This is a genomic window from Sinorhizobium sp. KGO-5 (assembly GCF_036245905.1).
GTDB lineage: Bacteria > Pseudomonadota > Alphaproteobacteria > Rhizobiales > Rhizobiaceae > Sinorhizobium > Sinorhizobium meliloti_A.
The window spans coordinates 702,282-724,943 of record NZ_BDIZ01000001.1 but is presented as its reverse complement, the minus strand read 5'-3'; the positions used below and the strand labels follow the sequence as shown (position 1 = coordinate 724,943).

The window sequence follows — 22,662 nt, the reverse complement described above, 5'->3', positions numbered from 1 at the left end:
CCCACGCATTCGTCCGACCGGCGCTGCATTAGATCGCTCCGCGCATAGGATTGAGGATCTCAACTCCGGCAAAATCCCTTTCATTATCTGTTACTACTACGCAGTCGTTTGCGCCCGCGACAGCAGCGATGATCATGTCGAGCCCGCTGCGCGGCTTACCGGCCGCTTTGCCCGCCGCCATTAGCTGCGCCCAGATCAGGCCCGCTTTGTCGTCGAACGACAGGATGCGGCCAGCAAACAGAGCCTGAGGCCCTTCAGGCCCAGAAAACCACCTGTCGAGAGCGGCGCGCTTCTTGCCTCGTGGCTTCTCCAGAATCCCCTGTCGAATTTCCGCAACGGTCAGCGACGCGATGAACAGGTCCTCATCACGCTGCCTCGACATCCACGCCAGAAGCGACTCCGATGGCTGCGGTTTAACAACATTGCTGATGATATTGGTGTCCAGCAGATAGCGCGTCACAGGTCGACCTTGCGCGCATTTTCACGGGGGCGGGAAAGATCGAGTTCCGCGTTCACCAGCGGCGAACGCCGCAGCGCCGCGAGGATGCCGCCAGGTTTTGGCGGATCGGCAGCGATCGACCTGCTGACGGTGGCGCGAAGCTCTGAGGCCTCGGGCGTGTCTTCGGACAGGCGCCTGGCTAGCGATCGGATAAGGTCGCGATCAGCGTCCCGGCCAAGCACTTCGAAGCGAGCAAGGCCGCGCTTGCCAAGGCGAGAGCGATAATTCTGGATGGCGCGCTTCTGTGAACTTCCCATGACTGGCTCCGATATTTCCAGTAATATAGCCAGAATTCGGGCGTATAGCAAGGTCGCGCGGTCGGTGGACGGTCTGGTCGCGGCACAGTGGTATCGTCGCTAATCGTGTAATACGCCTTGCTTGACGGTACTTTATGCGAAAGCGAAGGCACGATTTTCGCAAATGGCCCCAAAATCCAATGATTTCAAAAGCGCCGTTTTTTGACGGTCCACATGACGGTATTTCGGAGAGCGAAAAAATAATTTTTCAAGGAAAAAACAATGACTTGAGTCAGAGATCAACAATCGAGTGGGAGTCATTTTGCCCATCCGGCGATGCGAAAAATAATCAAAACCGTCCTCCACCTTGTTCACGTGAGGCTTTAATTTAATCTGGATGTCATGCGCCGCTCGGAGATCGACAGTCAAAACCGCTATCTGCTCAAACTGCAGCATGATTACCGCCTGGCGGCGGACATCGTCGCCCGCTCCTGGGCCGGGTTCTCTGAAGTTCAGGCGATCGCCGTCATCGGCTCGGTTGCAAAGCCGCTCTGGAAGGAGGTCCCTCGCTTCAGGGGTTTCCGCAGCAGCGGCATCGAGGTCTGGCACGAATGCAGTGATCTCGACATGGCGCTCTGGCTCGACACGCAAGAGCGCCTCACCGAACTGAGCAAGGCATGCGCCCGCTCCTTGCGAGAGGCATTCGAATCCGGAGCCGGCATGAGTGTTCCGGGCAACAAGGTCGATACCTTCCTGTTCGAGCCGGGAAGTGATCGCTATCTCGGTCGCCTCTGCCGCTTCAACGAGTGTCCCAAGGGCAAACTCGATTGCCTTACGCCCGGTTGCGGTGCGATTCCATTCAACAAGACCATTCCCGGGTTCACGCCCGGGGCCGATCTGCTGGCGCCGGCGCGATATGCGATGCTCTACAAGCGCGGCGTCGGCGTGCTGCGCTCGGCTCTTGACCTTCCGACGGTCGATGAGGATTGAGATCGGCGGCAGCTAGGGTCTACAGCCGTCGTCGGGCTTGCAATACGGCAATGCCAAGTCTCATAACCGGTTTTCGAGTTTGAGGACGAAACGAGTGGACATTTCCGAAATCATCTTCGCCGGCGATACGCCGGGCATCGAGTGGCGGCTGCCGGTGTTCCAGTTCAAGGGGGCAAACGGCGCAGCGCCGCGGACCTATATCCAGGCGGCGCTCCATGCCAACGAGCTGCCGGGAACGGCACTTCTTCATTTCCTGCTCGAACGGCTCCGCCAGGCGGAGAATGACGGCGCCGTTCTCGGGGATATCACCATCGTTCCTCAGGCAAATCCGATCGGCGCGGCGCAGTCGCATTTCGGCGAACTGCAGGGCCGCTTCGATCTGGGCTCCCGCACCAATTTCAACCGGGATTTCCCGTTGATCTCCCTTGGCGAGCGTGACGGTCTGCTTGAAGGGCCGGACCGTTACTCGGCCGTCGATCGGCTGAAGCGGCACCTTCTTCATATGGCGCTCGGCGCGGATCTGGTGCTCGACCTCCATTGCGACGACGAGGGGCTGCAATATGCCTATATCGACGAGGCATTCTGGCCGGAGGCCGCCGACCTTGCAGCGGCCCTCGACATGGAGGCGGTGTTCCTTTCCGACGGGCAAAGCTCGGCCTTCGAGGAGGCGGTCGCCCATGCATGGAAGCACGAGAGCGAAGGCGAGCGCAGGACCGCCCTGCCCGGCCGCCTGTCGGTGACCGTGGAATTGCGCGGCACGCGCGACGTCTATCCGGAAATTGCGCGCAAGGACGCCGAAAGCATGTTTCGCTTTCTTGCCGGCCGCGGAGTCGTTGCGAGCACCGGCGTCGGCCTTCCGGCTTTTGCCGGCAAAGCCGTGCCGCTCGACAATATCGAGATGATCCGCGCACCGGAGGCCGGTGCGGTCCTCTTCCACCGCGATATCGGCGACAGCGTCGAGGCCGGAGAACTGCTGGCGACCATCCTGGTCCGCCCCGGCGTGCCGGGCGGCACCGTCGAGGTTCGGGCGCCGCAGGATGGGCTCATCGTCACGCGCGTCTCCACCCGTCTCGCCCGCCGCCGGTCCGACCTGATGAAGATCGCCTGCGCCGGGCCTTCGCGTGCGGCGCGCAAGCCGGGGACGCTGGAGGCCTGAACCCGCCGTTTCGACCAGTCGCGGTGCGGAACCGCTTGCCTTTCCGCCTGTGGGAAACGACTATGATCCGATCCACTGCTCCACAAGGAATACCGGATGTTCGACGCCCTCGCCCGCCAAGCCGACGATCCCTTGCTGGCCCTGATCGGCCTGTTCAGGAAGGATGAGCGCCCCGGAAAGGTCGATCTCGGCGTTGGTGTCTATCGCGACGAGACCGGACGCACGCCGATCTTCCGGGCCGTCAAGGCGGCGGAAAGGCGGCTGCTCGAAACACAGGACAGCAAGGCCTATATCGGCCCCGAAGGCGACCTCGTCTTCCTCGATCGGCTATGGGAACTCGTCGGCGGCGACACGGTCGAGCGGAGCCACGTTGCGGGCGTCCAGACGCCCGGCGGCTCCGGCGCACTCCGCCTGGCGGCTGACCTCATTGCGCGCATGGGCGGCCGAGGCATCTGGCTCGGGCTGCCGAGCTGGCCGAACCACGCGCCGATCTTCAAGGCGGCCGGGCTCGATATCGCCACCTACGACTTCTTCGACATTCCGTCGCAGTCGGTAATCTTCGATAACCTCGTGAGCGCGCTGGAAGGTGCCGCACCCGGCGGCGCCGTGCTGCTGCATGCAAGCTGCCACAACCCGACCGGTGGCGTCCTGAGCGAAGCGCAATGGATGGAAATCGCCGCCCTGATCGCCGAGCGCGGCCTGCTGCCGCTCGTCGACCTCGCCTATCAGGGCTTCGGCCGCGGGCTCGACCAGGATGTCGCGGGCCTCAGGCATCTTCTCGGCGTCGTCCCGGAAGCGCTCGTCGCGGTTTCCTGCTCGAAGTCCTTCGGGCTTTATCGCGAGCGCACGGGCGCGATCTTCGCGCGGACCAGCTCTTCTGCGTCGGCGGACAGGGTGCGCTCAAACCTCGCGGGGCTCGCCCGCACCAGCTATTCCATGCCGCCGGATCACGGCGCAGCGGTGGTGCGGACGATCCTTGACGACCCGGAACTCAGGCGCGACTGGGCGGAGGAGCTCGAGACGATGCGGCTCAGGATGACCGGCCTGCGGCGGTCGCTTGCCGAGGGACTCCGCACCCGCTGGCAGAGCCTCGGCGCGGTCGCCGATCAGGAGGGCATGTTTTCCATGCTGCCGCTTTCCGAAGCGGAAGTGATGCGGCTGAGGACCGAGCACGGCATCTATATGCCGGCATCCGGCCGCATCAACATCGCCGGGCTCAAGACGGCGGAAGCCGCCGAGGTTGCCGGCAAGTTCACCAGTCTCTGATCTCTTGTCTTTTGCTCCGGGCCTTTTCCGACGCGCGGCGCCCGGCTATGTCCTCCCGCATCTGGAAGTACGGAGAGATTCGGCATGACGGTTACGATCTACGGCATCAAGAACTGCGACACGATGAAGAAGGCGCGGAACTGGCTCGACAGCCGCGGCACTTCCTACGATTTCCACGACTACAAGGCGGAAGGCATCGATCGTGCGCGACTCGAGCGCTGGTGCGCCGAACTCGGTTGGGAGACGCTGCTCAACCGCTCGGGCACCACCTTCCGCAAGCTGGATGAGGCCGACAAGCGGGACCTGACGGCCGACAAGGCGATCGCGCTGATGCTCGAGCAGCCGTCGATGATCAAGCGCCCGGTGCTCGAGGCCCAGGGCAGGCTGCTCGTCGGCTTCAAGCCGGAACTCTACGAAGCCGCGTTCGGGGCTTAGACCATGTCGAAGACGACCCGGGCGACGCAGGCTCTCGCAAAGGCCGGCGTGATCTTCACCGTTCACAGCTATGACTACGATCCCGGTGCCGAACGCGTCGGACTGCAGGCGGCGGAGGCGCTCGGCGAAGACCCCTCCCGCGTGCTGAAGACGCTGATGGCCGAGGTGGACGGCAAGCCGGTCTGCTGCATCGTGCCCTCGGACCGGGAGGTGAGCATGAAGAAGCTCGCCGCAGCCTTCGGCGGCAAGTCGGCAAGCATGATGAAGCCGGCGGACGCCGAGCGGCTCACCGGCTATCACGTCGGCGGCATCAGCCCCTTCGGGCAAAGGAAGACCGTTCCGGCCGCAATCGAGGAAGCGGCGCTTGCCGAAGAACTGGTGTTCATCAATGGCGGGCAAAGAGGTCTGCAGGTACGGCTTGCACCGAAGGACGCGCAGGCCGTGTTGCGGGCAGTCGCCGCGCCTTTGATCGCCTGATCTCTGCGCAGAAGAAGGGCGCGCGTCAGCCGAGTCTCGAAAGCAGCGTCGCGAGCTCGCGTGCCTCTCCTTCGCTCAGTTTCGCGCCGACATGGCGCGCAATCGATGGCGCATAGGTCTGCCACATGCGCTTCCGGGTGTCCCGCCCCTTCTCGGTCACCACGACCCAGCAGCCGCGCGCGTCCTCGTCGAAGGCCTTCCGTTGCACGAGCCCTTCCCTCTCCAGCCGGTCTATCAGGCGCGAAAGGTTGTACTGGGCAAGCAGCGTGCGCGCCTCGATCTCGAAGGGGCGCAGCCTCCCGCCATCCGCCTTCACCAGTTCCCATAGCACGTCGTACCAGGCCAGCGGCGGCAGGGCCGCCTCCTTGAAATCCTTTTCGATGGCCGACAGCAGGCGCTGCTGTGCCCGCATCAGACCGATCCATGCAAGGGTAGCGGCCTCGGTCGGCTCGCTGCGTTCCGTCTTCTTCGTGCTCATAGATGCAATTACATCTATCTTGACCCATCTGGCAAGACAAGTTATATGCAGATGCATCTAAATCGAACCGGGAGCGACCGATGACCGCGCAACTCACCCTGATCAGCCACCATCTCTGCCCCTATGTGCAACGCGCCGCGATCGCGCTTGCGGAAAAGGGCGTGCCCTTCCAACGCGTCAATATCGATCTCGCCGACAAGCCGGACTGGTTCCTGAGGATTTCACCGCTCGGCAAGGTGCCGCTCCTGCGCATTCCGCAAAGCGGGAGCGAAGCGATCCTCTTCGAGAGCAGCGTCATCTGCGAGTATCTGGAGGAGACGCAGACCGGACCGAAGCTTCATCCCGCCGATCCGCTGCTGCGCGCCCGCCATCGCGGCTGGATGGAGTTCGGCTCTTCCATCCTTGCCGATCTCTGGGTCTACGAAACAACGCAGGACACCGCGGCACTGGAGGCCAAGCGCAAGGTGCTCCAGGCGAAATTCGCGACCGTGGAGGCGGAGCTCGCCGAGGGTCCGTATTTTGCAGGCAGCCGCTTCAGCCTCGTAGATGCGGTTTTCGCGCCGATCTTCCGCTATTTCGACGTGTTCGATCAGATCTCCGACCGCGGCATCTTCAAGGGCCTGCCGCGGGTCGTCGCCTGGCGCGAGGCGCTGGCCGGGAGGCCGAGCGTGAAAACCGCAGTCGGCGAGGACTATCCGCAACGGCTGATGGCGTTCCTCGAGCAGCACCAAGCGGCGTTGCTCGACACCGGAAGAGTGGCGGCCTGAAGAACCCTTCTGTTTTCCGCGGAACCGGTCTAAAACCGCTGACATCCGCAAGAAGACGAGCAGGAGCCGCCATGAACGCCCCCCTCCAATCCACGAGGAATCCAATCGATCCCGTCAAGCTCGAAAAGCTCGCCGAGGTCGCCATCAAAATCGGTCTGCAATTGCAGAAGGGTCAGGACCTGGTGATGACCGCGCCGATCGCGGCGCTGCCGCTCGTGCGCCTCATCACCAAGCACGCCTATATGGCAGGCGCCGGACTGGTGACGACCTTCTACGCCGACGAGGAAGCGACGCTCGCCCGCTACGCCCATGCGCCCGACGAGAGCTTCGACCGCGCCAGCGACTGGCTCTATGAAGGCATGGCCAAAGCCTATGCGGGAGGAGCAGCGCGCCTGGCCATCGCCGGCGACAACCCGATGCTGCTTTCGGCTCAGGACCCGGCGAAGGTCGCCCGCGCCAACAAGGCGAACTCGATCGCCTACAAGCCGGCGCTCGAAAAGATCTCCAATTTCGACATCAACTGGAACATCGTCTCCTATCCGAACCCCTCCTGGGCGAAGCAGATGTTCCCGGACGATCCGGAAGCGGTCGCCGTCGAAAAACTCGCAAACGCCATCTTCGCAGCGTCGCGGGTCGACGTCGACGATCCGATCGCCGCATGGAAGGACCATAATGCCGAGCTGCACCGGCGCTCGGCCTGGCTGAACGGAGAGCGCTTCGCCGCCCTGCATTTCACCGGGCCCGGCACCGACCTCACCGTCGGACTCGCCGATGGGCATGAGTGGCACGGCGGCGCCTCGGTCGCCAAGAACGGCATCACCTGCAATCCGAACATCCCGACCGAGGAGGTGTTTACGACGCCGCACGCGCTGCGCGTCGAAGGCCATGTTTCGAGCACCAAACCGCTCTCCCACCAGGGCACGCTGATCGACAATATCCAGGTGCGTTTCGAAGCCGGCCGGATCGTCGAGGCCAAGGCTTCGCGGGGCGAAGAGGTGCTGAACAAGGTGCTCGATACCGACGAGGGCGCCCGGCGGCTCGGCGAAGTGGCGCTGGTGCCCCATTCCTCGCCGATTTCGGCCAGCGGCATCCTCTTCTACAACACCCTCTTCGACGAGAATGCCTCCTGCCACATCGCGCTCGGCCAGTGCTATTCGAAGTGCTTCCTCGACGGCGCAAGCCTCAGCCAGGAGCAGATCCGCGCCCAGGGCGGCAATTCGAGCCTCATCCATATCGACTGGATGATCGGTTCCGGCGAGGTGGACATCGACGGGGTTCGCGCGGACGGCGCCCGTGTGCCCGTGATGCGCAAGGGCGAGTGGGCCTGATCGTTTTGCGGCATGGCGGTGCCCCTCATCCGCCTGCCGCACCTTCTTCCTGCGGACGGCGCGAAGCAGACGCGCGGCAAACCCGGCGTATCATTGCGGACATCCGCTCTCTCCGCTTGCGGGGAGAAGGTCGGTCCTCTGGTTAAACCCGAAGAGAGGGGGCGGATGCCGCGCGGCGCGTCGCCTGTGCATACTGGCTCATCCACACGCTTGCGAAGACGGTTGCGATCCCGAGCACCTGCACCGCCGTCAGCTGCTCATCGAGTACGATCCAGCCGATGAGGATCGCGACGACCGGGCTCAAGAAGCCGAGCGGCGAAACCTGGGAGGGTTCGAGCCGCGATAAGCCGCGGAACCAGAGCAGGTAGGTGAAGGCCGTGCCGATCAGGCCGAGATAGGTAAAGCCCAGAATATTGGCTGCAGTGAGCGATGGCAAAGAGGGTTCCAGCAGGAAGGCGACCGGCACCAGAAGCAGTCCGCCAGCCGCCAATTGCCAGGCGGTAAAGGTGAGCGGCGAGACCGGCGGCGTCCAGTATCGGCTCAGCACCGTGCCGAATGCCATGGAGACGGCGCCTGCCAAGCCAGCCGCGACGCCCACCGGATCCAGCGCCGCTTTCGGCGTCAGCACCAGGAGCGCGACCCCCGCCATGCCGGCAACGCCGGCAACGACGCTCAAGGCACGGGCGGGCGAGCCGAGAACGATGCGCGACAGGACGATCACGATCAACGGCTGAATGGCTCCGACGGTTGCGGCGACACCGCCGGGCAGCCGGTAGGCGGAAACGAAAAGCATCGTCTGGAAGAACGAGAAGTTGAGCGCGCCGAGCACGAAACTACGCGCCAGCCATACACCCGTCGGCATTTGCCGGACGACAAGCAGCAGCAGCAGCCCTGCCGGAAGCGCCCTGAGCATTGCGACCGTGACCGGGTAACCCGCCGGCAGAAATTCCGTTGTGACCAGATAGGTACTGCCCCATATGGCCGGCGCTATGGCCGTAAGCAGAATATCGGAGCTGCGGATGCCCATATCTTCACCTCAAGAATCTCTACGTCAAGATAACTCTAATCCAATTTATCTTGACGTCAAGATACATGGTGGCTACGACTTCATGAAGGATGAAGCGTTCACTCCGATCGCTAGAGCATTTCAACGTTTCATAGAAACTCTGAAATGCTCTAACCATTTGATCCAACGCACTTCCGGACGGAAAACCGTTACACACTTTTCCTGGAAGTACTCTAATGCAGACGGATATGGATCACGTAGACAAAATCCTGGCGCAGTGGCGCAGAGAGCGGCCGGAGCTGGATGTGACGGCCATGGGTCTGCTCGGCCGACTATCGCGGCTCCGGGCCCATCTCGCTCGTGAGGTGGAAAGCACCCTTGCCGAACACGGCCTGAACTCGGCGAGTTTCGACGTGCTCGCAACGCTGCGGCGCTCCGGCCCGCCCTTCCGGCTCTCGCCGGGCGATCTGTTGGGAACGACGATGGTCACCTCCGGCACGATGACCAATCGCATCGACCAGCTCGAGAAAGCCGGGCTTGTCGAACGCCTGGACAATCCGGAAGACCGGCGCGGCGTCCTCATCGCGCTGACACCGCAGGGTCTCAAGCGCGTGGACACGGCGGTCACTGATCATGTCGCCAACCAGCAGCGCCTCGTTGCAGGCATAGAACCCGACGAACGGGAGGCTCTGGACGCGCTGCTCAGGAAATTCCTCGCGGTCTTCGAATAGGTCGCCGGTCAGATCCGGCTCACCAGAGCCCTCACACGCTGGAGATGGCGTTTCCGCTTCGCCTCCGTCACCCGATCCATGTCGTGCAGAGTGAGCATGCGGAAGTCCAGCCCCTTGCCGCAGAAGGCGGCGATGCCGCGCTTCAGCAGCCGCCGCACCGGATTTCCCATGTAGAGATGCACGACCCACCAGGGGGATCCGGTACTGGTCAGCGCCCAGAACAGCTTGATGTTGCCGAGGCGAGGAATGATACGGCCGCCCGCCGCATCATGGTCGAAAGCGACCCCGGGCGCAAAGACGCGATCGAAGAAACCTTTGAGGATCGCCGGAAAATTGAACCACCATTGCGGAAAGACGAGCACGAGTCCGTCCGCAGCCCGCAGCCGATCGATCCAGCGCGATACCCCGGAGGCGTCGTAACCTTTATCGAAATAGCTGCCCCGCTCGGCCACGGTCAGCCGCGGATCGAAGCCTTCGCGATAGAGGTCGAGCAGGTCGACCGTATGGCCTTTGGCCTCGAGCGTCTCCCTGGCCACGCGCGCGACACTCGCAGCGAAGCTCTCTTCTAGCGGATGGGCGAGCACCATCAGGATATGCATCAGAAGAGGCTGCCCTGCTTCGTCGGCTCGCCGGAGCGCGCAGGCCGCTTCTTCGGCGACTGCGGCGGAGTGCCGTCCTCGCCGGCGACCGCCGCCACGCGGCCATCGGCGAATTCCAGCGAAAGCGCCATCCCGGGATGCACGGCAGCCGCCTGTTTCACCGGCTCGCCCGCGGCATCGCGCACCAGCGCGAAGCCGCGCTGCAGAACGCTGTGATAGGAGAGCGACTGCAGCACGCGATCCTGCGCCGAAAGCGCGCTTTTCATCCTGCGCAGATCGGCGGCGATTGCCGCATCCCCACGCCTGCTCAGGCTGGAGACGCGATCCGATGCGCGATGAATCTGGCCGATCAGCCGTGACGGCAGAACACGGAGCGAGGCATCGGCGGACGAAATGCGCTGAGCGCCACGTTGAAGCTTACGCTCGACGATGCGCTCGGCCCGGTTTACGGCATCTAAGACGCGCTGGCGCCGATCGACGATCCTTGCCATCAGGAGCTCCGGCCGGAGATGGGCCGCATTGCGCTCGAAGCTTCGCCGCTTGTTGGCCGTGTTCATCTGCAGGCCACGGCCGAGTCCGGCGGCCGCTTCGTCGAAGCGACGCCGCGGCAGGGCGAGCAATTGGTCGAGCGAGGGCAGCGCCCGTGCAAGCGAACGCAGCGTCTGGCGGCGATTGTCCATCTGCCGCGCCGCGGCGCCCTTGAGCCGGGCTGCGAGACCGGCGAGCTGGGCCTCGAGATCGGCCTTCACCGGTACCGCCATCTCGGCCGCACCGGTCGGCGTCGGCGCCCGCTGGTCGGCCGCATGGTCGATCAGCGTCCAGTCCGTCTCGTGACCGACGGCCGAGATCAGAGGGATGGCGGAAGCCGCCGCGGCGCGCACCATCGCCTCGTCGTTGAAGCACCAGAGATCCTCGAGGCTGCCGCCGCCGCGCGCGACGATCAGCACGTCGGGCCGAGGAATGGCGCCGCTCGGCTGCAGCGCGTTGAAACCCTCGATCGCGGCCACGATCTCCTCGCAGGCGCCGTCGCCCTGCACGCGCACCGGCCAGACGATGACATGGACCGGGAAACGGTCGGCAATGCGGTGCAGGATGTCGCGGATCACAGCCCCGGTCGGCGAGGTCACGACGCCGATGACCCTCGGCATGAAAGGCAGCGGCCGCTTGCGGCCCGCATCGAAAAGCCCTTCCGCGGCAAGCTTACGCTTGCGTTCCTCGATCAGCGCCATCAGCGCACCTGCACCCGCGGGCTCCAGCGAGTCGATGACGATCTGGTACTTGGACGAGCCGGGGAAAGTCGTGACCCGGCCGGTCGCGATGACCTCCATCCCCTCCTCCGGCCGGAACTTCAGCCGCGCGAAGGTGCCCTTCCAGACGACCGCGTCGATGCGGGCGCGGTCGTCCTTCAAGGCAAAATACGCGTGGCCCGACGAATGCGGACCGCGATAGCCGGAAATCTCGCCCCGCACCCGGACATGCTCGAAGGTCTGCTCGATCGTGCGCTTGATCGAGCCGGACAGTTCCGACACCGAATATTCGGCGACGTTGGAGGGAGATTCGGAATCAAAGAACGAAGTCATACGTCACTTGTAGCCGACAGCGCGGCGAAGATCAGCAGCAAGGCGCGTTTTTCTACATCGTTTCCCGTCCCGTGTGGAATGGTGAAAACGATCCGGAGCAATTCTGGAAGAGTGTGCGCCTCTCCCGATATTGCTCTATTGGACGTCGCGCCCGCCCTGCCCGAAGAAGCGCCGGGTCGCGTCGTCGGCCGGAAAGAAGGATTCGATCAGAACGCCCTCGACGAGCGCGTCCTGAGTCGAGCCGAAGGTCGAAAGCGTCGTGATGAAGCTAAGCGACGCTTCGCCGACGCGCAGTTCGATGGGCAGCACCGGCAAGCGGTCCGTCGCCGGGAAGTTCTCGATCGCCATTGCCACCGCCGGGTCGGCAACCAGCCTGTCCAGCCTTCGCTGCAATGGGCTGCGCGGCCCCTGCAGCCACGCCTCCATGCGAACCCGCTGAACGAGATCGGCTGCGGCGGCTTCCCAATTGACCACGAGACCGCGGACCTTCTCCGCACCGAGAAAGCCGTCGAGGAAGTTCTCCCCCGGCTTGAACGGAACGCCCGTGGCACCGACAAGCGCGTCGAAAGCCGGGTTGGTCAGCAGCACCGTATACTGATGGTCGAAAACGAGGCCCGGATAGGGATCGTGCCGGTCGAGCATCAGCCGGATGGCATGCGCGACAGCCGGAGGCATTGCATCGAGACCCGTCGCAGGCCGCGCCGCAACGCGCGGCCGGTAGCCCGCCGCGGTGAAGAGCGTGCCCTGTTCACGCGCGGGGACGTCGAGAACCGAGGCGAGCCGCAGGATCATTCCCTCGGACGGCTTGGAGCGGCCCGTCTCCAGAAACGAGAGATGGCGCGCGGAAATGCCCGCCGCCATGGCGAGGTCGAGTTGGCTCATGCGGCGATGTCCTCGCCATTCCTTCAGGCGGCTGCCGAATTCCATCTTTATCTTCCCTGTTGCGGGGGCAGCGTCGCCCGAACGCGGCACAAAATCCATTACCTCGGAGGTAATTGGTTTAATGACCGCTCTGGTCCAGCATCTGCCCATCGACAACCGATGGAGACAGATATGTTCGACCTTTCCACCCGCTCTCTTCTCAACAAGACATTTCTCGCCGACGGCATCTTTTCGCTGATCGCCGGCTCGGCTCTCCTCGCGGCAGCGCCACCGCTTGCGGCGGTCGTCAGTCCCGCCCTGTCGCCTGCGGTGATCGTGGCGCTCGGCGCTGGGCTCCTCGTCTGGGGCGCCTTCCACCTTGCCGCGGCCAGAAAAGAAGGGCCGAGCGCCCTCGCAACGCGGATCAGCATCGCCGGCGACATACTCTGGCAGGTCGGAAGCCTGGCCATTCTTGCGTCTGCCTATTCGGCCTTGACGATCGCAGGACTGGCGCTGATCGTCGTGGCCATGGTGGGCGTCGCCGACTTTCTCTTCTTCAAGATGCGGGGCGCCTCTCAGGCACGGCTGCTCCAGGCAGCATGAATGGGGTCGGCCCGGCGCAATGGGTGCCGGGCCTATCCTTTAGCTTCAGACGGGCTCCCAGCCGTCTTTTTCGCTGGCGCGGTAGATCGCGTCGATGAACATCTGGTTCAGGCGCGAGTTTTCCAGCGTCACCACGTCCTCCGCTTCACCTTTCGCAGCACGTGCGAAGGCCTCGGCCTCGAGCTTGTACTGACGCGCATCCTGGAAGCGGAAGAGCTGCGACTGGCCGTGGTTTTGGTTGGTCAATTCCACCTCTTCCCGACCGTAGCGATCGGCATTGAAGGGCGATTTCACCTCGATGTAGCCCTTGTCGCCGTGGAAGACCATGACCTGGCGGGCGGCGAGCTGTGTCGAGATATAGAAGCTCAGTTCGAAATCGCCGAAGTCGGCACGAACGCTCGAATAGATGTCGGTGCCGAATTCCGGATCGCGCTCGGTACTGGCCTGGACGCGCAGCGGCTCCTTGCCGGTCGAAAACCGGGTCGTGATTGCCGGATAGACGCCGATATCCGGCAGACCGCCGCCGCCGAGCGAGGGGACGTTGCGCATGTTGCCGGGATCGCGATTGTAATAGGTGAAGGCGCCCTGGACATGCCTGAGGCGCCCGATGGCACCTTCCGCTATGAGCGAGCGTACCTTCCGCCAGACGGGGCTGTAGGTCACCATATAGGCTTCCGAGATCAGTACCTTGTTGCGCTCGCGCGCCGCGATCACGGCGTCGATCTCTGCGGCCTTGAGCGCCAGCGGCTTCTCGCAGAGCACATGCTTGCCGGCATCCGCCGCCTTGATCGCCCATTCGACATGTTGCGACGTCGGCAGCGGGATATAGACGGCGTCGATCGTGTCGGAGGCGAGCATCTCCTCATAGGAGCCGAAGGCATGCGGCACGGAAAAACGGTCGGCCATGGTCCTCGCCTTGGCGAGATCGCGGCTTGCGATCGCCGTGACGACGCAGTTCTCGGCGTCCTGGATGGCGGGTACGACGAGCTCGCGGCCGATCTTGGCCGTCGACAAAATTCCGAAACGCAGCATGAGGCAGACTCCTTTTCCTGCGCGCCGCGAAGGACGCGCGACATTCCCCTGGGTCAAACGCTGCGCCGAGACTATCCCCGAGGTACGTACCTAGCAAGCCGTGGCGAGGTCAGAAAAACCACGAATGCCGGTGTCATTCGATGGCGAGCTGGCCTATGTTTTTGCCGCAATCCTCCCCATCGCAGCTTGTTTTCATCCAACCACATGGAGCGAAACCATGAAAATGCGCAGACTTGGCCGTACCGGCCTCTCGATTGCCCCGCTCGTCTTCGGCGGCAACGTCTTCGGCTGGACCGCGGATGAGAAAACGTCGTTCTCGCTTCTCGATGCCTTTTTCGATGCAGGTTTCAACGCCGTCGACACCGCCGACGTCTATTCCTCCTGGGCGCCGGGCAACAGAGGCGGCGAGTCGGAAACGATCATCGGCAAATGGCTGAAGCAATCCGGACGCTCGCGCGACAGCGCCGTCATCGTCACCAAGGTCGGTTCGGAGTTCGGACCCGACCGCAAGGGCCTCTCGCGGCGCTGGATCATGCAGGCAGTCGAGGAATCGCTGAAACGCCTGCAGACCGACTATATCGACCTCTATCTCTCCCACTGGCCGGACCCCGGCACACCCTATGAAGAGACGCTTGCCGCCTACGATACGCTTCTCTCCCAGGGCAAGCTGCGGGCGATCGGCGCTTCGAATCTCGATGCGCAGCAGATGCGCGACGCTCTCGACGTCGCGGCGGCGAACGGCCTGCCCCGCTACGACGTGCTGCAGCCCGAATACAATCTCTACGACCGCGCTTCCTATGACGGTCCGCTGCGCAATCTCTGCATCGCCGAGGAGATCGGCGTCATCACCTATTTCAGCCTTGCGAGAGGCTTTCTTTCCGGCAAGTACCGCTCACACAAGGATCTGGAAGGCTCCGCTCGCGGCGGCGGCGTCGAAAAATATCTCGACGGACGCGGCATGCGGATTCTCGGCGTCTTGGATGAAATCGCCGAGGAGACCGGCGCGAAACAGGCGGAGATCGCGCTGGCCTGGATCATCGCCCGCGATGGCGTCACCGCACCGATCGCCAGCGCCACCAATGCCGACCAGCTGGCAAGCCTGGTGAGATCGGCGGAATTGACGTTGCCGGAAGAGGCGATAAGACGGCTGAACGAAGTGAGCGAATAGAGGGGATTTGCCCTCGTCAGGAAGACCCGCCCCCGGCCGCAAGCTTCGGAAACCCTGGGTAAAGTTGCGCATGGCTGCCCTCGTGGTTGGCCATGCCGGGCCTGGTCAGCAGCCCGCGCGGCTTGGCGTAGCTGCTGATCCTGCGGCGCGGCCTCTCGTGCCACTGGATGTTGAAGGCCCAAAGCTTGGGAAAAAAGCAGAGCGAGGCGTAGGGAAGGTGGTCGTGAATCCACCAGGCCAGGCTCTGCCAGCCGCCTTCGTGACGTTCCCGGTCCCAGACCCAGGGAATGGCGATGCAGGCGGTGGCCCCCATGCAGCCCTCCGCATCGCGCATGTCCCAGATATGGTCGGCGGCCGTTGCCGCATTCGTCGAGCAGTTGAGCCTGTTGGCGTTGCCGAAGGCGTTCACGGCACGGTTTCGGTAACCCGAGCGGATGTGCAGCCGACCGAAAGTCGCCTCGAGCGGTTCCAGAAGTTCGCCGCACAGTTTCCGTCCGGCCTCGATCGCCAGTTCCGGATCGTCGGGGATATTCGGAATCCGGTAGAACTCCGCGATCTCGGAGTGAAGGAAATCGCGCAGGAAAAAGTTCTTCGAGAGGCGTACGCGCCCGAGGTCTTCAAGCGATTTCATCGACTCAGGTTTCTTCATGCTTCCCCGCTTTCAGTTGCTGTGCTCACGCTCTGCGCTCACGCCTTCGCCACCGAAGCGCCGCCGTCGGCCAGCAGCGCCGCGCCGGTCACGAAGCTGGCACCGTCCGAGGCGAGATAAAGCGCCGCTTCGGCGATTTCCTCGGGTCGCGCGATGCGCTTCAATGCGTGCAGCCCTTCCACGAAACCGCGCGTCTCGGGCGCCGCTCCCGGGAGGTTCGCGAAATTGGCGGGCGTGTCGGTGCCGCCGGGCAGCAGCGCGTTCACGCGGATGCCGCGCGCGCCAAGCTCGACGGCCAGCGCCTGGACCAGCCCGATCAGTCCCGCCTTGCTCGCCGCATAGGGGGCGACCCCGGCAAAGCCGGCCGTGTGGCCGACGAAGCTCGAAGTGAAGGTGAGCGAACCACCGCCCCGCGCCGCGATTGCCGGAACCTGATACTTCACCGCCAGGAAGGCGCTCGTCAGATTGGTATCGAGCGTCTCGCGCCAGCCTTCGACGCTGAGCGACGAAATCTCTCCCATCGCACCGAGCGCCCCGGCATTGTTGAAGGCGGTATCGAGCCCGCCGAAGCGGCGCACCGCCAGTTCGACCAGCGCCTCATGCAGGGCTTCGTCGCGCACGTCGCCGGCAAGCGCTGCCGCCTCGCCGCCCTCTCGGGCAATCTCGTCGGTAAGCTCCGCAAGCGCATTCTCGTTGCGGGCGGTGACGACGACCTTTGCCGCCTCGCGCGCAAAGAGCAGCGCGGCGGCGCGGCCGATACCCGAGCTTGCGCCGGTGACGATCGCGATCTTACCTTCCAGTCTCGACATGATTCTTCTCCATCCGATTGCGTTGACGGCGGGACCATTGCCGATGCGCCACGCTGCAACCACCCGATTCCGGCCTGAAGTGAAACGGACACCCTTCGCGAAAGCGACGAATTTGACCCGCGTCTCACGCGCTTTTTGCAGTCGCGAGGAACAAATCTTCGCCCTTTGCTGTTGATTGCGGGTCGAAGGCAACACGAAGCAGACGAGGAAGGAAACCCGAAATGGCCAAAGAAAAAACGCTGGACGACCTGTTCCACGATACGCTCAAGGACATCTATTATGCCGAGCGGAAAATCCTGAAGGCTTTGCCGAAGATGGCGCGCGCAGCCCAGGCCCCTGAGCTGAAGGCCGCGTTCGAGAAGCACAAGGAGCAGACCGAGACCCATGTGGAGCGGCTGCAGCAGGTATTCGAAATGATCGGCAAGCGCCCGCAGGGCAAGACCTGTGAGGCGATCGAGGGCATCGTCGCCGAGGGCGAAGAGATCATGGACGAATTCAAGGGCACGGCCGCGCTCGATGCGGGCCTCATCTCTGCCGCGCAAGCGGTCGAGCATTATGAAATCTCCCGCTACGGCACCCTGAAGACCTGGGCAAAGACCATCGGTCTCAAGGATGCGGTATCGCTGCTCGACGCGACTTTGAAGGAAGAAGTCGTCACCGACGAGGACCTGACGAAACTCGCGATGGCCCAAGTGAACAAGAAGGCCGCGTAAGCCGTCACGACGGCCGGCGCTCCCCGCCGGCCGTCACCCGCTGTGGCGGAAGAAATCGATGAAGGCCCGGAGCGCCGGACGCATCAGCCGGCGGGTCGGATAATAGAGGAAGGTGCCCGCATAGGGCGCGCACCAGTCCTCGAGCACCCGGACCAATTTGCCCTCACCTACATATCCGCTGACGCGCGGCTCGAAGAGATAGGCGAGCCCCGCACCGCCGATCGCGGCCTCGATGATCGGCCGGTCCTCGCCCATAATGAGCGGGCCGTTCACCGAAACGGTCAGTTCCTCCCCCTCTTTCTCGAACTCCCAGCGATATAGGGTGCCGTTGGAGAAGCGGCGGCGGATGCAGCGATGGCCCGCCAGATCGCGCGGGTGCCGCGGCCGCTGGAAGCGCTCGAAATAGGTCGGTGCGGCGACGACCGCGCTTTTCAGCTCCGGCCCGACCTTCACCGCGACCATGTCGGCCTCCAGGCTCTCGCCGAGCCTGATGCCGGCGTCATAGCCCTCCTCGACAATATCGGTGAAGCCGTCCTCATTGGCGATTTCGAGGACGATGTCCGGATAGCGCCCGAGGAAGTCGCCAAGGCGCGGCGCCAGAATGAGGTCGGCTGCAAAACGAGGAGCGGTGACGCGCAGTTTTCCGGCCGGACGATCGCGCGCCTCCGCCGCCCGCTGCAGCGCCTCGGCAATGTCGTCGAGCGCCGGCCGCAGCCGCTCCAGCAGGCGCTTTCCCTCCTCCGTGGCCGCGACGCTGCGCGTCGTGCGCGCGAGGAGACGAACGCCGAGGCTCGCCTCCAGACTGCCTACGGCGTGGCTGACGGCAGATGGCGCGATGCCGAGTTCCTTCGCCGCTCCGCGGAAGCTGCCATGGGCGGCGACGGCGGAAAGGACGGCCAGTTGGGAGAGCTGTGTGCGGTTCATTGATCGAAATAATAGAACAGCCCGTGAGAATTGACAGAGATTTTCAACCGGCCGCGCGGCACCTATCTTCGCCTTGTCGTCGGGCCAGTGCCGAAAGGCTCAGTCCAGCGATATGCTTCTCCATCTTCTTCGCGAACGCCGTATGCCACCCCGCAGGCCGCGCGTTCAGCCCGAAAGGAAATCCAAATGAAGACCCGCAAGCTCGGCAATGAACTCACCGTTTCGGCCGTCGGCCTCGGCTGCATGGGCATGAGCTTCGCCTATGGCGAAGCCGACGAGAGCCAATCGATCCGCACGCTACACCGCGCCATCGAACTCGGCGTCGACTTCTTCGATACGGCGGAAGTTTATGGGCCTTATGAGAACGAGAAGCTCCTGGGCAAGGCGCTGAAGGACCGGCGAGATCAGGTGGTGATCGCCACCAAGTTCGGTTTCCGCATCGACCCCGGCAAACCCGCCGCCGAGGCGATCAAAGGCGTCGACGGCCGGCCGGAAAATGCGAAAGCCGTCGCCGAGGCCTCCCTCAAGCGACTCGGAACGGACGTCATCGACCTCTATTACCAGCACCGCATCGATCCCGCCGTGCCGATCGAGGAAACCGTCGGCGCGATGGCGGAACTGGTGAAGGAGGGCAAGGTGCGCGCACTCGGGCTTTCCGAGGCAAGCGCCGCCACCATACGCCGTGCCCATGCCGTGCATCCGATCGCAGCGATACAAAGCGAGTATTCGCTCTGGTCGCGCGACCCGGAACAGGAGGTGCTCGATACCTGCCGCGAACTGGGGATCGGCTTCGTGCCCTATAGTCCGCTCGGGCGTGGCATGCTGACGGGCACCATCCGCAAGGTCGAAGACCTCGCTGCCGACGATTTTCGCCGGTCGCTGCCGCGCTTCCAACAGGAGAACTTCGAGGCCAACGCCGCGCTGGTCGCAACCCTCGAAAGGCTGGCCGCGGAAAGAGGCGTGACGGCCGCCCAACTCGCACTCGCCTGGGTGGTCAACCAGGGAGATGACATCGTTCCGATCCCGGGCGCGCGCAGGATCGAGCATCTGGAGCAGAACGTGGCTGCCGCCGGAATCGTCCTCACCGACAGGGAACGCGCCGAACTCGGCGAAGCGCTCTCGCCAACGCTGGTCGCTGGAAAACGCTATTCCGACGCGTCGCTGTCACTGACGAACAGGTGAAGACCCGGCCGGCAGCGTCGAAGTCCTGGAGGGCATCGCAATTCCATTGCGATGTCCTACCTATGAGAAGATGTCCGCCTTCGTGGGAACAGGAGCGGCCTGCGGGACGGATAGCCGCGTCTGTCACCGCTCCGGAAAGGAGGAAAAAACCATGTCCGAAGAGCAGGCCATCAGCGCGGTCGTCCATCTTTATGTCGACGGCATGGCCTTCGCCAACGAGGGAGCTTTGCGCAAGGCCTTCCATCCGAGCGCATCGATCGTCGGCAACGCAGGAGGAGCCGTCGAGTGGCAGACACGCGACGCCTTCATCGCCTCCATCGTGAGGGAAGGCGCGGCGTCCCCGGATACGCAGCCGCTCATGGAAGTGGAGATGGTCCACATCACCGGCGACGTCGCCAGCGTGAAGGTGATCGATGAATTCGCCGGCGCGCGCTATTCCGATTACCTGTCCTTGCTGAAGGTCGACGGGCGATGGCTGATCGTCAACAAGGTCTGGCACCGGCATGGTTAGTTGCGCGTCTCATAAGACGCGGCGGCGCTGCAGGACTTTCGGAGGATTGCAATCTCTGCTTTTTCCTCATCCCTGCGCCCGTCACAGGGATGAGAGCAGCGCCGCGTCTGCGGCGCGGGAAGCGTTCGTTCAGCCCAAGGACTTGGGCTGGCTGGATTCCTGTGACAAGCACAGGAATGAGGAAACCAAACCGGCTCCCCCTCACCTATTCATCAAGCGCGCAGCACGCCCCCGGTGCTCTTTGCCACGTTGGCGACGATGCGCGAGGTCAGCGCCTCGAAATCCTCGTCGGTCAGGGTGCGCTCTATCGGCTGGATCGTTACCTCGATCGCTACCGACTTTCTGCCCTCGCCGAGAGATGCGCCTTCGAAGACGTCGAAGACGTTGACGGCCGTAACCAGTTTGCGGTCGGCGCCGGACGCCGCCCTGACGATCGCAGCGGCCTCGACCGCCTTGTCTACGACGAAGGCGAAGTCGCGTTTGACTGCCTGGAAGGGCGAAAGCTCCAGTGCCGGCTTGGTGCGGGTCGCCTTCTTCTTCGGCTCCGGCATGGCATCGATATAGATCTCGAAGCCTGAAAGCGGCCCGGAGACGTCGAGGGCGTCCAAGGTCTTCGGGTGGAACTCCCCGAAAGCGCCGAGCACGATCTTCGGGCCCAGCTTGATCGTTGCCGAGCGGCCGGGATGATACCAGGCGGGACCGCCGGCTTCGAACTGGACATTGGCCATCGGCACGCCGCAGGCCTCGAGCACGGCGATGGCATCGGCCTTCGCGTCGAAAACATCGACCGGCTTGCCGCCGCCCTTTACGGCGTTCGACCACGACCGGCCGGTGCCGTTGAGCGATGCGGTGCCGCGGCGGATGCCGCCGGCGACGCGGCGCTGCGCCTCGGGCGTGTCGCCCTCATAGATGCCGGAAACCTCGAAGATCGCGACATCGCCGTAGCCCTTGTCGGCATTGCGCTGCGCCGCGGCCAGGAGGCCCGGCAGGAGCGACGGCCGCATGTCCGACATGTCGGCGGCGATCGGATTGGCCAGCTTCAGTTCCGGCCGGCCGCCGCCGAAGAGTTTTGCATGCTCTTCCGGGATGAAGGACCAGGTGACGGCTTCGAGCATGCCGCGGCTTGCGAGCGCACGCCGCGCCTGGCGCGTGCGGATCTGCAGCACCGTCAGGATCTTGCCGTTGACGGCATTGTGGCTTGCAAGCGGCGCGGCGACGATGTTGTCGACGCCATGGATGCGCATGACCTCCTCTACGAGGTCCGCCTTGCCGTCGATGTCCGGCCGCCAGGAAGGGACGGTTACCGTCAGGCGTTCGCCGGAGCCCTCGACGCCGAAGCCGAGCTTCCTGAGGATGGAAACGCTCTCCTCGGAGGAGACCTCGAGGCCGGTCAGGCGCTTGACCTCTGAGACCGGGAAATCGAGGGACTTGGGCTCGTGGCCCTCATAACCGACGACGTCCATCTTGGCCGCGGTACCACCGCAGAGCTCCAGCACCAGTTCGGTCGCCCGTTCGAGGCCAGGCGCCATGTATTCCGGATCGACGCCGCGCTCGAAACGGTAGCGCGCATCGGTGATGATGCCGAGCGTGCGGCCGGTCTTGGCGATGTTCATCGGATCCCAGAGCGCCGATTCGATCAGCACGTCGGTCGTCGCCTCGTCACAGCCGGAATGCTCGCCGCCCATGATGCCGCCGATCGACTCGACGCCTTCTTCGTCGGCGATCACCACATTGGCGGGCGACAGCGTGTATTCGCGCGTGTCGAGCGCCAGCACCTTTTCGCCTTCCCTGGCACGGCGGACCGTCAGGTTGCCCGCGACCTTCGCCGCGTCGAAGACATGCAGCGGCCGGCCCTGGTCGAAGGTCAGGTAATTGGTGATATCGACCAGCGCGTTGATCGGGCGGAGGCCGATGGCAGTCAGCCGCTGGCGCATCCAGGCGGGGCTCGGGCCGTTCTTCACGCCGCGCACGAGGCGAAGCGCGAAGCCGGGGCAGAGATGCCTGTCCTCACCGAGATCGAGGCGGACCTTGACGGGCGTCTCGCCTTCCACCGCGAAGGACGGCGCCGGCCGCGCCTTCAAGGTGCCGAGACCGGATGCCGCGAGATCGCGGGCAATGCCGTGGACGCTGGTGCAATCCGGCCGGTTCGGGGTCAGGTTTATCTCGATGACCGGGTCGTCGAGGCCGGCATAGGTCGCATAGCTGGTGCCGACCGGCGCGTTCTCGGGCAGATCGATGATGCCGGTGTGGTCGTCGGAGATCTCCAGCTCCTTTTCCGAGCACATCATGCCGCGGCTTTCGACGCCACGGATGTTGCCGACGGAGAGCGTCACGCCGATGCCGGGCACATGGGTGCCGGGCGCGGCAAAGGCACCGACGAGGCCCTTGCGCGCGTTCGGCGCGCCGCAGACGACCTGCACCGGCTCGCCGGAGCCGGTGTCGACCATCAGCACTCTGAGCTTGTCGGCATTCGGGTGCTGCTCGGCGGAGATCACCCTGGCGATGACGAAGGGCTTGACCGCCGCCTTGTCGTCGACATCCTCGACTTCCAGCCCGATCATCGTCAGGCGGGCGCAGATTTCCTCGAGCGAGGCGTCGGTTTCCAGATGGTCCTTCAGCCAGGAGAGCGTGAACTTCATGATGTCACCTGTGTCCTTGATTT

Annotated in this window: 25 protein-coding genes; 13 read left to right on the top strand and 12 right to left on the bottom strand. The window is 64.0% G+C overall.

Going from position 1 to position 22,662, the window contains the following annotated elements; translation table 11 throughout:
- Positions 1–28 precede the first annotated feature (28 nt).
- Both BHD07_RS03410 and BHD07_RS03405 read right to left on the bottom strand, forming a co-directional pair.
- A complete protein-coding gene (locus BHD07_RS03410; protein ID WP_100669818.1) occupies positions 29–460 on the bottom strand; it encodes a type II toxin-antitoxin system VapC family toxin in 432 nt (143 codons plus the stop codon).
- Positions 457–756: a hypothetical protein gene (locus BHD07_RS03405; RefSeq protein WP_100669819.1), complete on the bottom strand. Its 300-nt coding sequence runs from the start codon at positions 754–756 to the stop codon at positions 457–459. The genes BHD07_RS03410 and BHD07_RS03405 overlap by 4 nt, the downstream gene beginning before the upstream one ends.
- 381 nt (positions 757–1,137) lie before the next feature.
- Between BHD07_RS03405 and BHD07_RS03400 the strand changes: the two genes are divergently transcribed.
- The 5 genes from BHD07_RS03400 to ybaK all read left to right on the top strand — a co-directional run bounded on the left by BHD07_RS03400 (position 1,138) and on the right by ybaK (position 5,059).
- On the top strand, positions 1,138–1,725 hold the full coding sequence (locus BHD07_RS03400) for a hypothetical protein (RefSeq protein ID WP_100669820.1): 588 nt from the start codon (positions 1,138–1,140) through the stop codon (positions 1,723–1,725).
- A gap of 94 nt (positions 1,726–1,819) precedes the next feature.
- A complete protein-coding gene (locus BHD07_RS03395; protein ID WP_100669821.1) occupies positions 1,820–2,881 on the top strand; it encodes a succinylglutamate desuccinylase/aspartoacylase family protein in 1,062 nt (353 codons plus the stop codon).
- 96 nt (positions 2,882–2,977) lie between these two features.
- Positions 2,978–4,147, top strand: coding sequence for a tyrosine aminotransferase (tatA, locus tag BHD07_RS03390; RefSeq protein WP_100669822.1), 1,170 nt, complete (start codon positions 2,978–2,980; stop codon positions 4,145–4,147).
- An 84-nt stretch (positions 4,148–4,231) separates the two neighbouring features.
- On the top strand, positions 4,232–4,582 hold the full coding sequence (locus BHD07_RS03385; protein WP_100669823.1) for an ArsC family reductase: 351 nt from the start codon (positions 4,232–4,234) through the stop codon (positions 4,580–4,582).
- 3 nt (positions 4,583–4,585) lie between these two features.
- Positions 4,586–5,059 carry a Cys-tRNA(Pro) deacylase gene (gene ybaK, locus BHD07_RS03380; RefSeq protein WP_018093914.1) on the top strand — a complete coding sequence of 158 codons (474 nt, stop codon included), beginning with the start codon at positions 4,586–4,588 and terminating at the stop codon, positions 5,057–5,059.
- 25 nt (positions 5,060–5,084) lie between these two features.
- Here the strand turns inward: ybaK and BHD07_RS03375 are convergent, their stop codons facing one another.
- On the bottom strand, positions 5,085–5,537 hold the full coding sequence (locus tag BHD07_RS03375; protein ID WP_198516591.1) for a MarR family winged helix-turn-helix transcriptional regulator: 453 nt from the start codon (positions 5,535–5,537) through the stop codon (positions 5,085–5,087).
- Between the two features lie 80 nt (positions 5,538–5,617).
- Between BHD07_RS03375 and BHD07_RS03370 the strand changes: the two genes are divergently transcribed.
- Together BHD07_RS03370 and BHD07_RS03365 are read left to right on the top strand one after the other, a co-directional pair.
- Complete coding sequence (locus BHD07_RS03370; RefSeq protein ID WP_100669825.1) at positions 5,618–6,304, top strand: glutathione S-transferase family protein; 687 nt, start codon at positions 5,618–5,620, stop codon at positions 6,302–6,304.
- A gap of 71 nt (positions 6,305–6,375) precedes the next feature.
- Positions 6,376–7,632 (top strand): aminopeptidase, encoded by a 1,257-nt coding sequence (locus BHD07_RS03365; RefSeq protein ID WP_100669826.1) that lies wholly within the window; start codon positions 6,376–6,378, stop codon positions 7,630–7,632.
- 142 nt (positions 7,633–7,774) lie between these two features.
- Here the strand turns inward: BHD07_RS03365 and BHD07_RS03360 are convergent, their stop codons facing one another.
- The gene (locus tag BHD07_RS03360; protein WP_100669827.1) at positions 7,775–8,659 is read right to left on the bottom strand and encodes an EamA family transporter; all 885 of its coding nucleotides are present in this window, start codon (positions 8,657–8,659) and stop codon (positions 7,775–7,777) included.
- A gap of 215 nt (positions 8,660–8,874) precedes the next feature.
- Between BHD07_RS03360 and BHD07_RS03355 the strand changes: the two genes are divergently transcribed.
- Positions 8,875–9,369: a MarR family winged helix-turn-helix transcriptional regulator gene (locus BHD07_RS03355; protein WP_100669828.1), complete on the top strand. Its 495-nt coding sequence runs from the start codon at positions 8,875–8,877 to the stop codon at positions 9,367–9,369.
- 8 nt (positions 9,370–9,377) lie between these two features.
- On the opposite strand, the gene BHD07_RS03350 is transcribed toward BHD07_RS03355, so the two are convergent.
- The 3 genes from BHD07_RS03350 to BHD07_RS03340 all read right to left on the bottom strand — a co-directional run bounded on the left by BHD07_RS03350 (position 9,378) and on the right by BHD07_RS03340 (position 12,475).
- Positions 9,378–9,968 carry an NAD(P)H-dependent oxidoreductase gene (locus tag BHD07_RS03350; protein ID WP_100669829.1) on the bottom strand — a complete coding sequence of 197 codons (591 nt, stop codon included), beginning with the start codon at positions 9,966–9,968 and terminating at the stop codon, positions 9,378–9,380.
- Positions 9,968–11,548 (bottom strand): exodeoxyribonuclease VII large subunit, encoded by a 1,581-nt coding sequence (gene xseA, locus BHD07_RS03345; RefSeq protein WP_100669830.1) that lies wholly within the window; start codon positions 11,546–11,548, stop codon positions 9,968–9,970. The genes BHD07_RS03350 and xseA overlap by 1 nt, the downstream gene beginning before the upstream one ends.
- A 135-nt stretch (positions 11,549–11,683) precedes the next feature.
- Positions 11,684–12,475 (bottom strand): helix-turn-helix domain-containing protein, encoded by a 792-nt coding sequence (locus BHD07_RS03340; protein WP_100669831.1) that lies wholly within the window; start codon positions 12,473–12,475, stop codon positions 11,684–11,686.
- A gap of 126 nt (positions 12,476–12,601) precedes the next feature.
- Here BHD07_RS03340 and BHD07_RS03335 point away from each other — a divergent pair, with 126 nt between their 5' ends.
- A complete protein-coding gene (locus BHD07_RS03335; RefSeq protein WP_100669832.1) occupies positions 12,602–13,012 on the top strand; it encodes a hypothetical protein in 411 nt (136 codons plus the stop codon).
- 45 nt (positions 13,013–13,057) lie between these two features.
- Here the strand turns inward: BHD07_RS03335 and BHD07_RS03330 are convergent, their stop codons facing one another.
- Positions 13,058–14,044, bottom strand: a complete 987-nt coding sequence (locus tag BHD07_RS03330; RefSeq protein ID WP_100669833.1) for a Gfo/Idh/MocA family protein — start codon at positions 14,042–14,044, stop codon at positions 13,058–13,060.
- Positions 14,045–14,261: 217 nt separating this feature from the next.
- On the opposite strand from BHD07_RS03330, the gene BHD07_RS03325 reads away from it, so the two are divergent.
- Positions 14,262–15,212: an aldo/keto reductase gene (locus BHD07_RS03325; RefSeq protein ID WP_100670041.1), complete on the top strand. Its 951-nt coding sequence runs from the start codon at positions 14,262–14,264 to the stop codon at positions 15,210–15,212.
- Between the two features lie 16 nt (positions 15,213–15,228).
- Here the strand turns inward: BHD07_RS03325 and BHD07_RS03320 are convergent, their stop codons facing one another.
- Positions 15,229–15,861 (bottom strand): hypothetical protein, encoded by a 633-nt coding sequence (locus BHD07_RS03320; RefSeq protein WP_100669834.1) that lies wholly within the window; start codon positions 15,859–15,861, stop codon positions 15,229–15,231.
- 38 nt (positions 15,862–15,899) lie between these two features.
- Positions 15,900–16,670, bottom strand: coding sequence for an SDR family oxidoreductase (locus tag BHD07_RS03315; RefSeq protein ID WP_100669835.1), 771 nt, complete (start codon positions 16,668–16,670; stop codon positions 15,900–15,902).
- Between the two features lie 221 nt (positions 16,671–16,891).
- Here BHD07_RS03315 and BHD07_RS03310 point away from each other — a divergent pair, with 221 nt between their 5' ends.
- Complete coding sequence (locus tag BHD07_RS03310) at positions 16,892–17,383, top strand: YciE/YciF ferroxidase family protein (RefSeq protein WP_018093900.1); 492 nt, start codon at positions 16,892–16,894, stop codon at positions 17,381–17,383.
- A gap of 33 nt (positions 17,384–17,416) precedes the next feature.
- On the opposite strand, the gene BHD07_RS03305 is transcribed toward BHD07_RS03310, so the two are convergent.
- Complete coding sequence (locus BHD07_RS03305) at positions 17,417–18,307, bottom strand: LysR family transcriptional regulator (RefSeq protein WP_338277654.1); 891 nt, start codon at positions 18,305–18,307, stop codon at positions 17,417–17,419.
- Positions 18,308–18,493: 186 nt separating this feature from the next.
- On the opposite strand from BHD07_RS03305, the gene BHD07_RS03300 reads away from it, so the two are divergent.
- Positions 18,494–19,489, top strand: coding sequence for an aldo/keto reductase (locus tag BHD07_RS03300; protein ID WP_100669837.1), 996 nt, complete (start codon positions 18,494–18,496; stop codon positions 19,487–19,489).
- A gap of 151 nt (positions 19,490–19,640) precedes the next feature.
- Positions 19,641–20,000: a nuclear transport factor 2 family protein gene (locus BHD07_RS03295; protein ID WP_100669838.1), complete on the top strand. Its 360-nt coding sequence runs from the start codon at positions 19,641–19,643 to the stop codon at positions 19,998–20,000.
- Between the two features lie 212 nt (positions 20,001–20,212).
- Here the strand turns inward: BHD07_RS03295 and pheT are convergent, their stop codons facing one another.
- A complete protein-coding gene (pheT, locus tag BHD07_RS03290; protein ID WP_338277652.1) occupies positions 20,213–22,639 on the bottom strand; it encodes a phenylalanine--tRNA ligase subunit beta in 2,427 nt (808 codons plus the stop codon).
- Positions 22,640–22,662 lie beyond the last annotated feature (23 nt).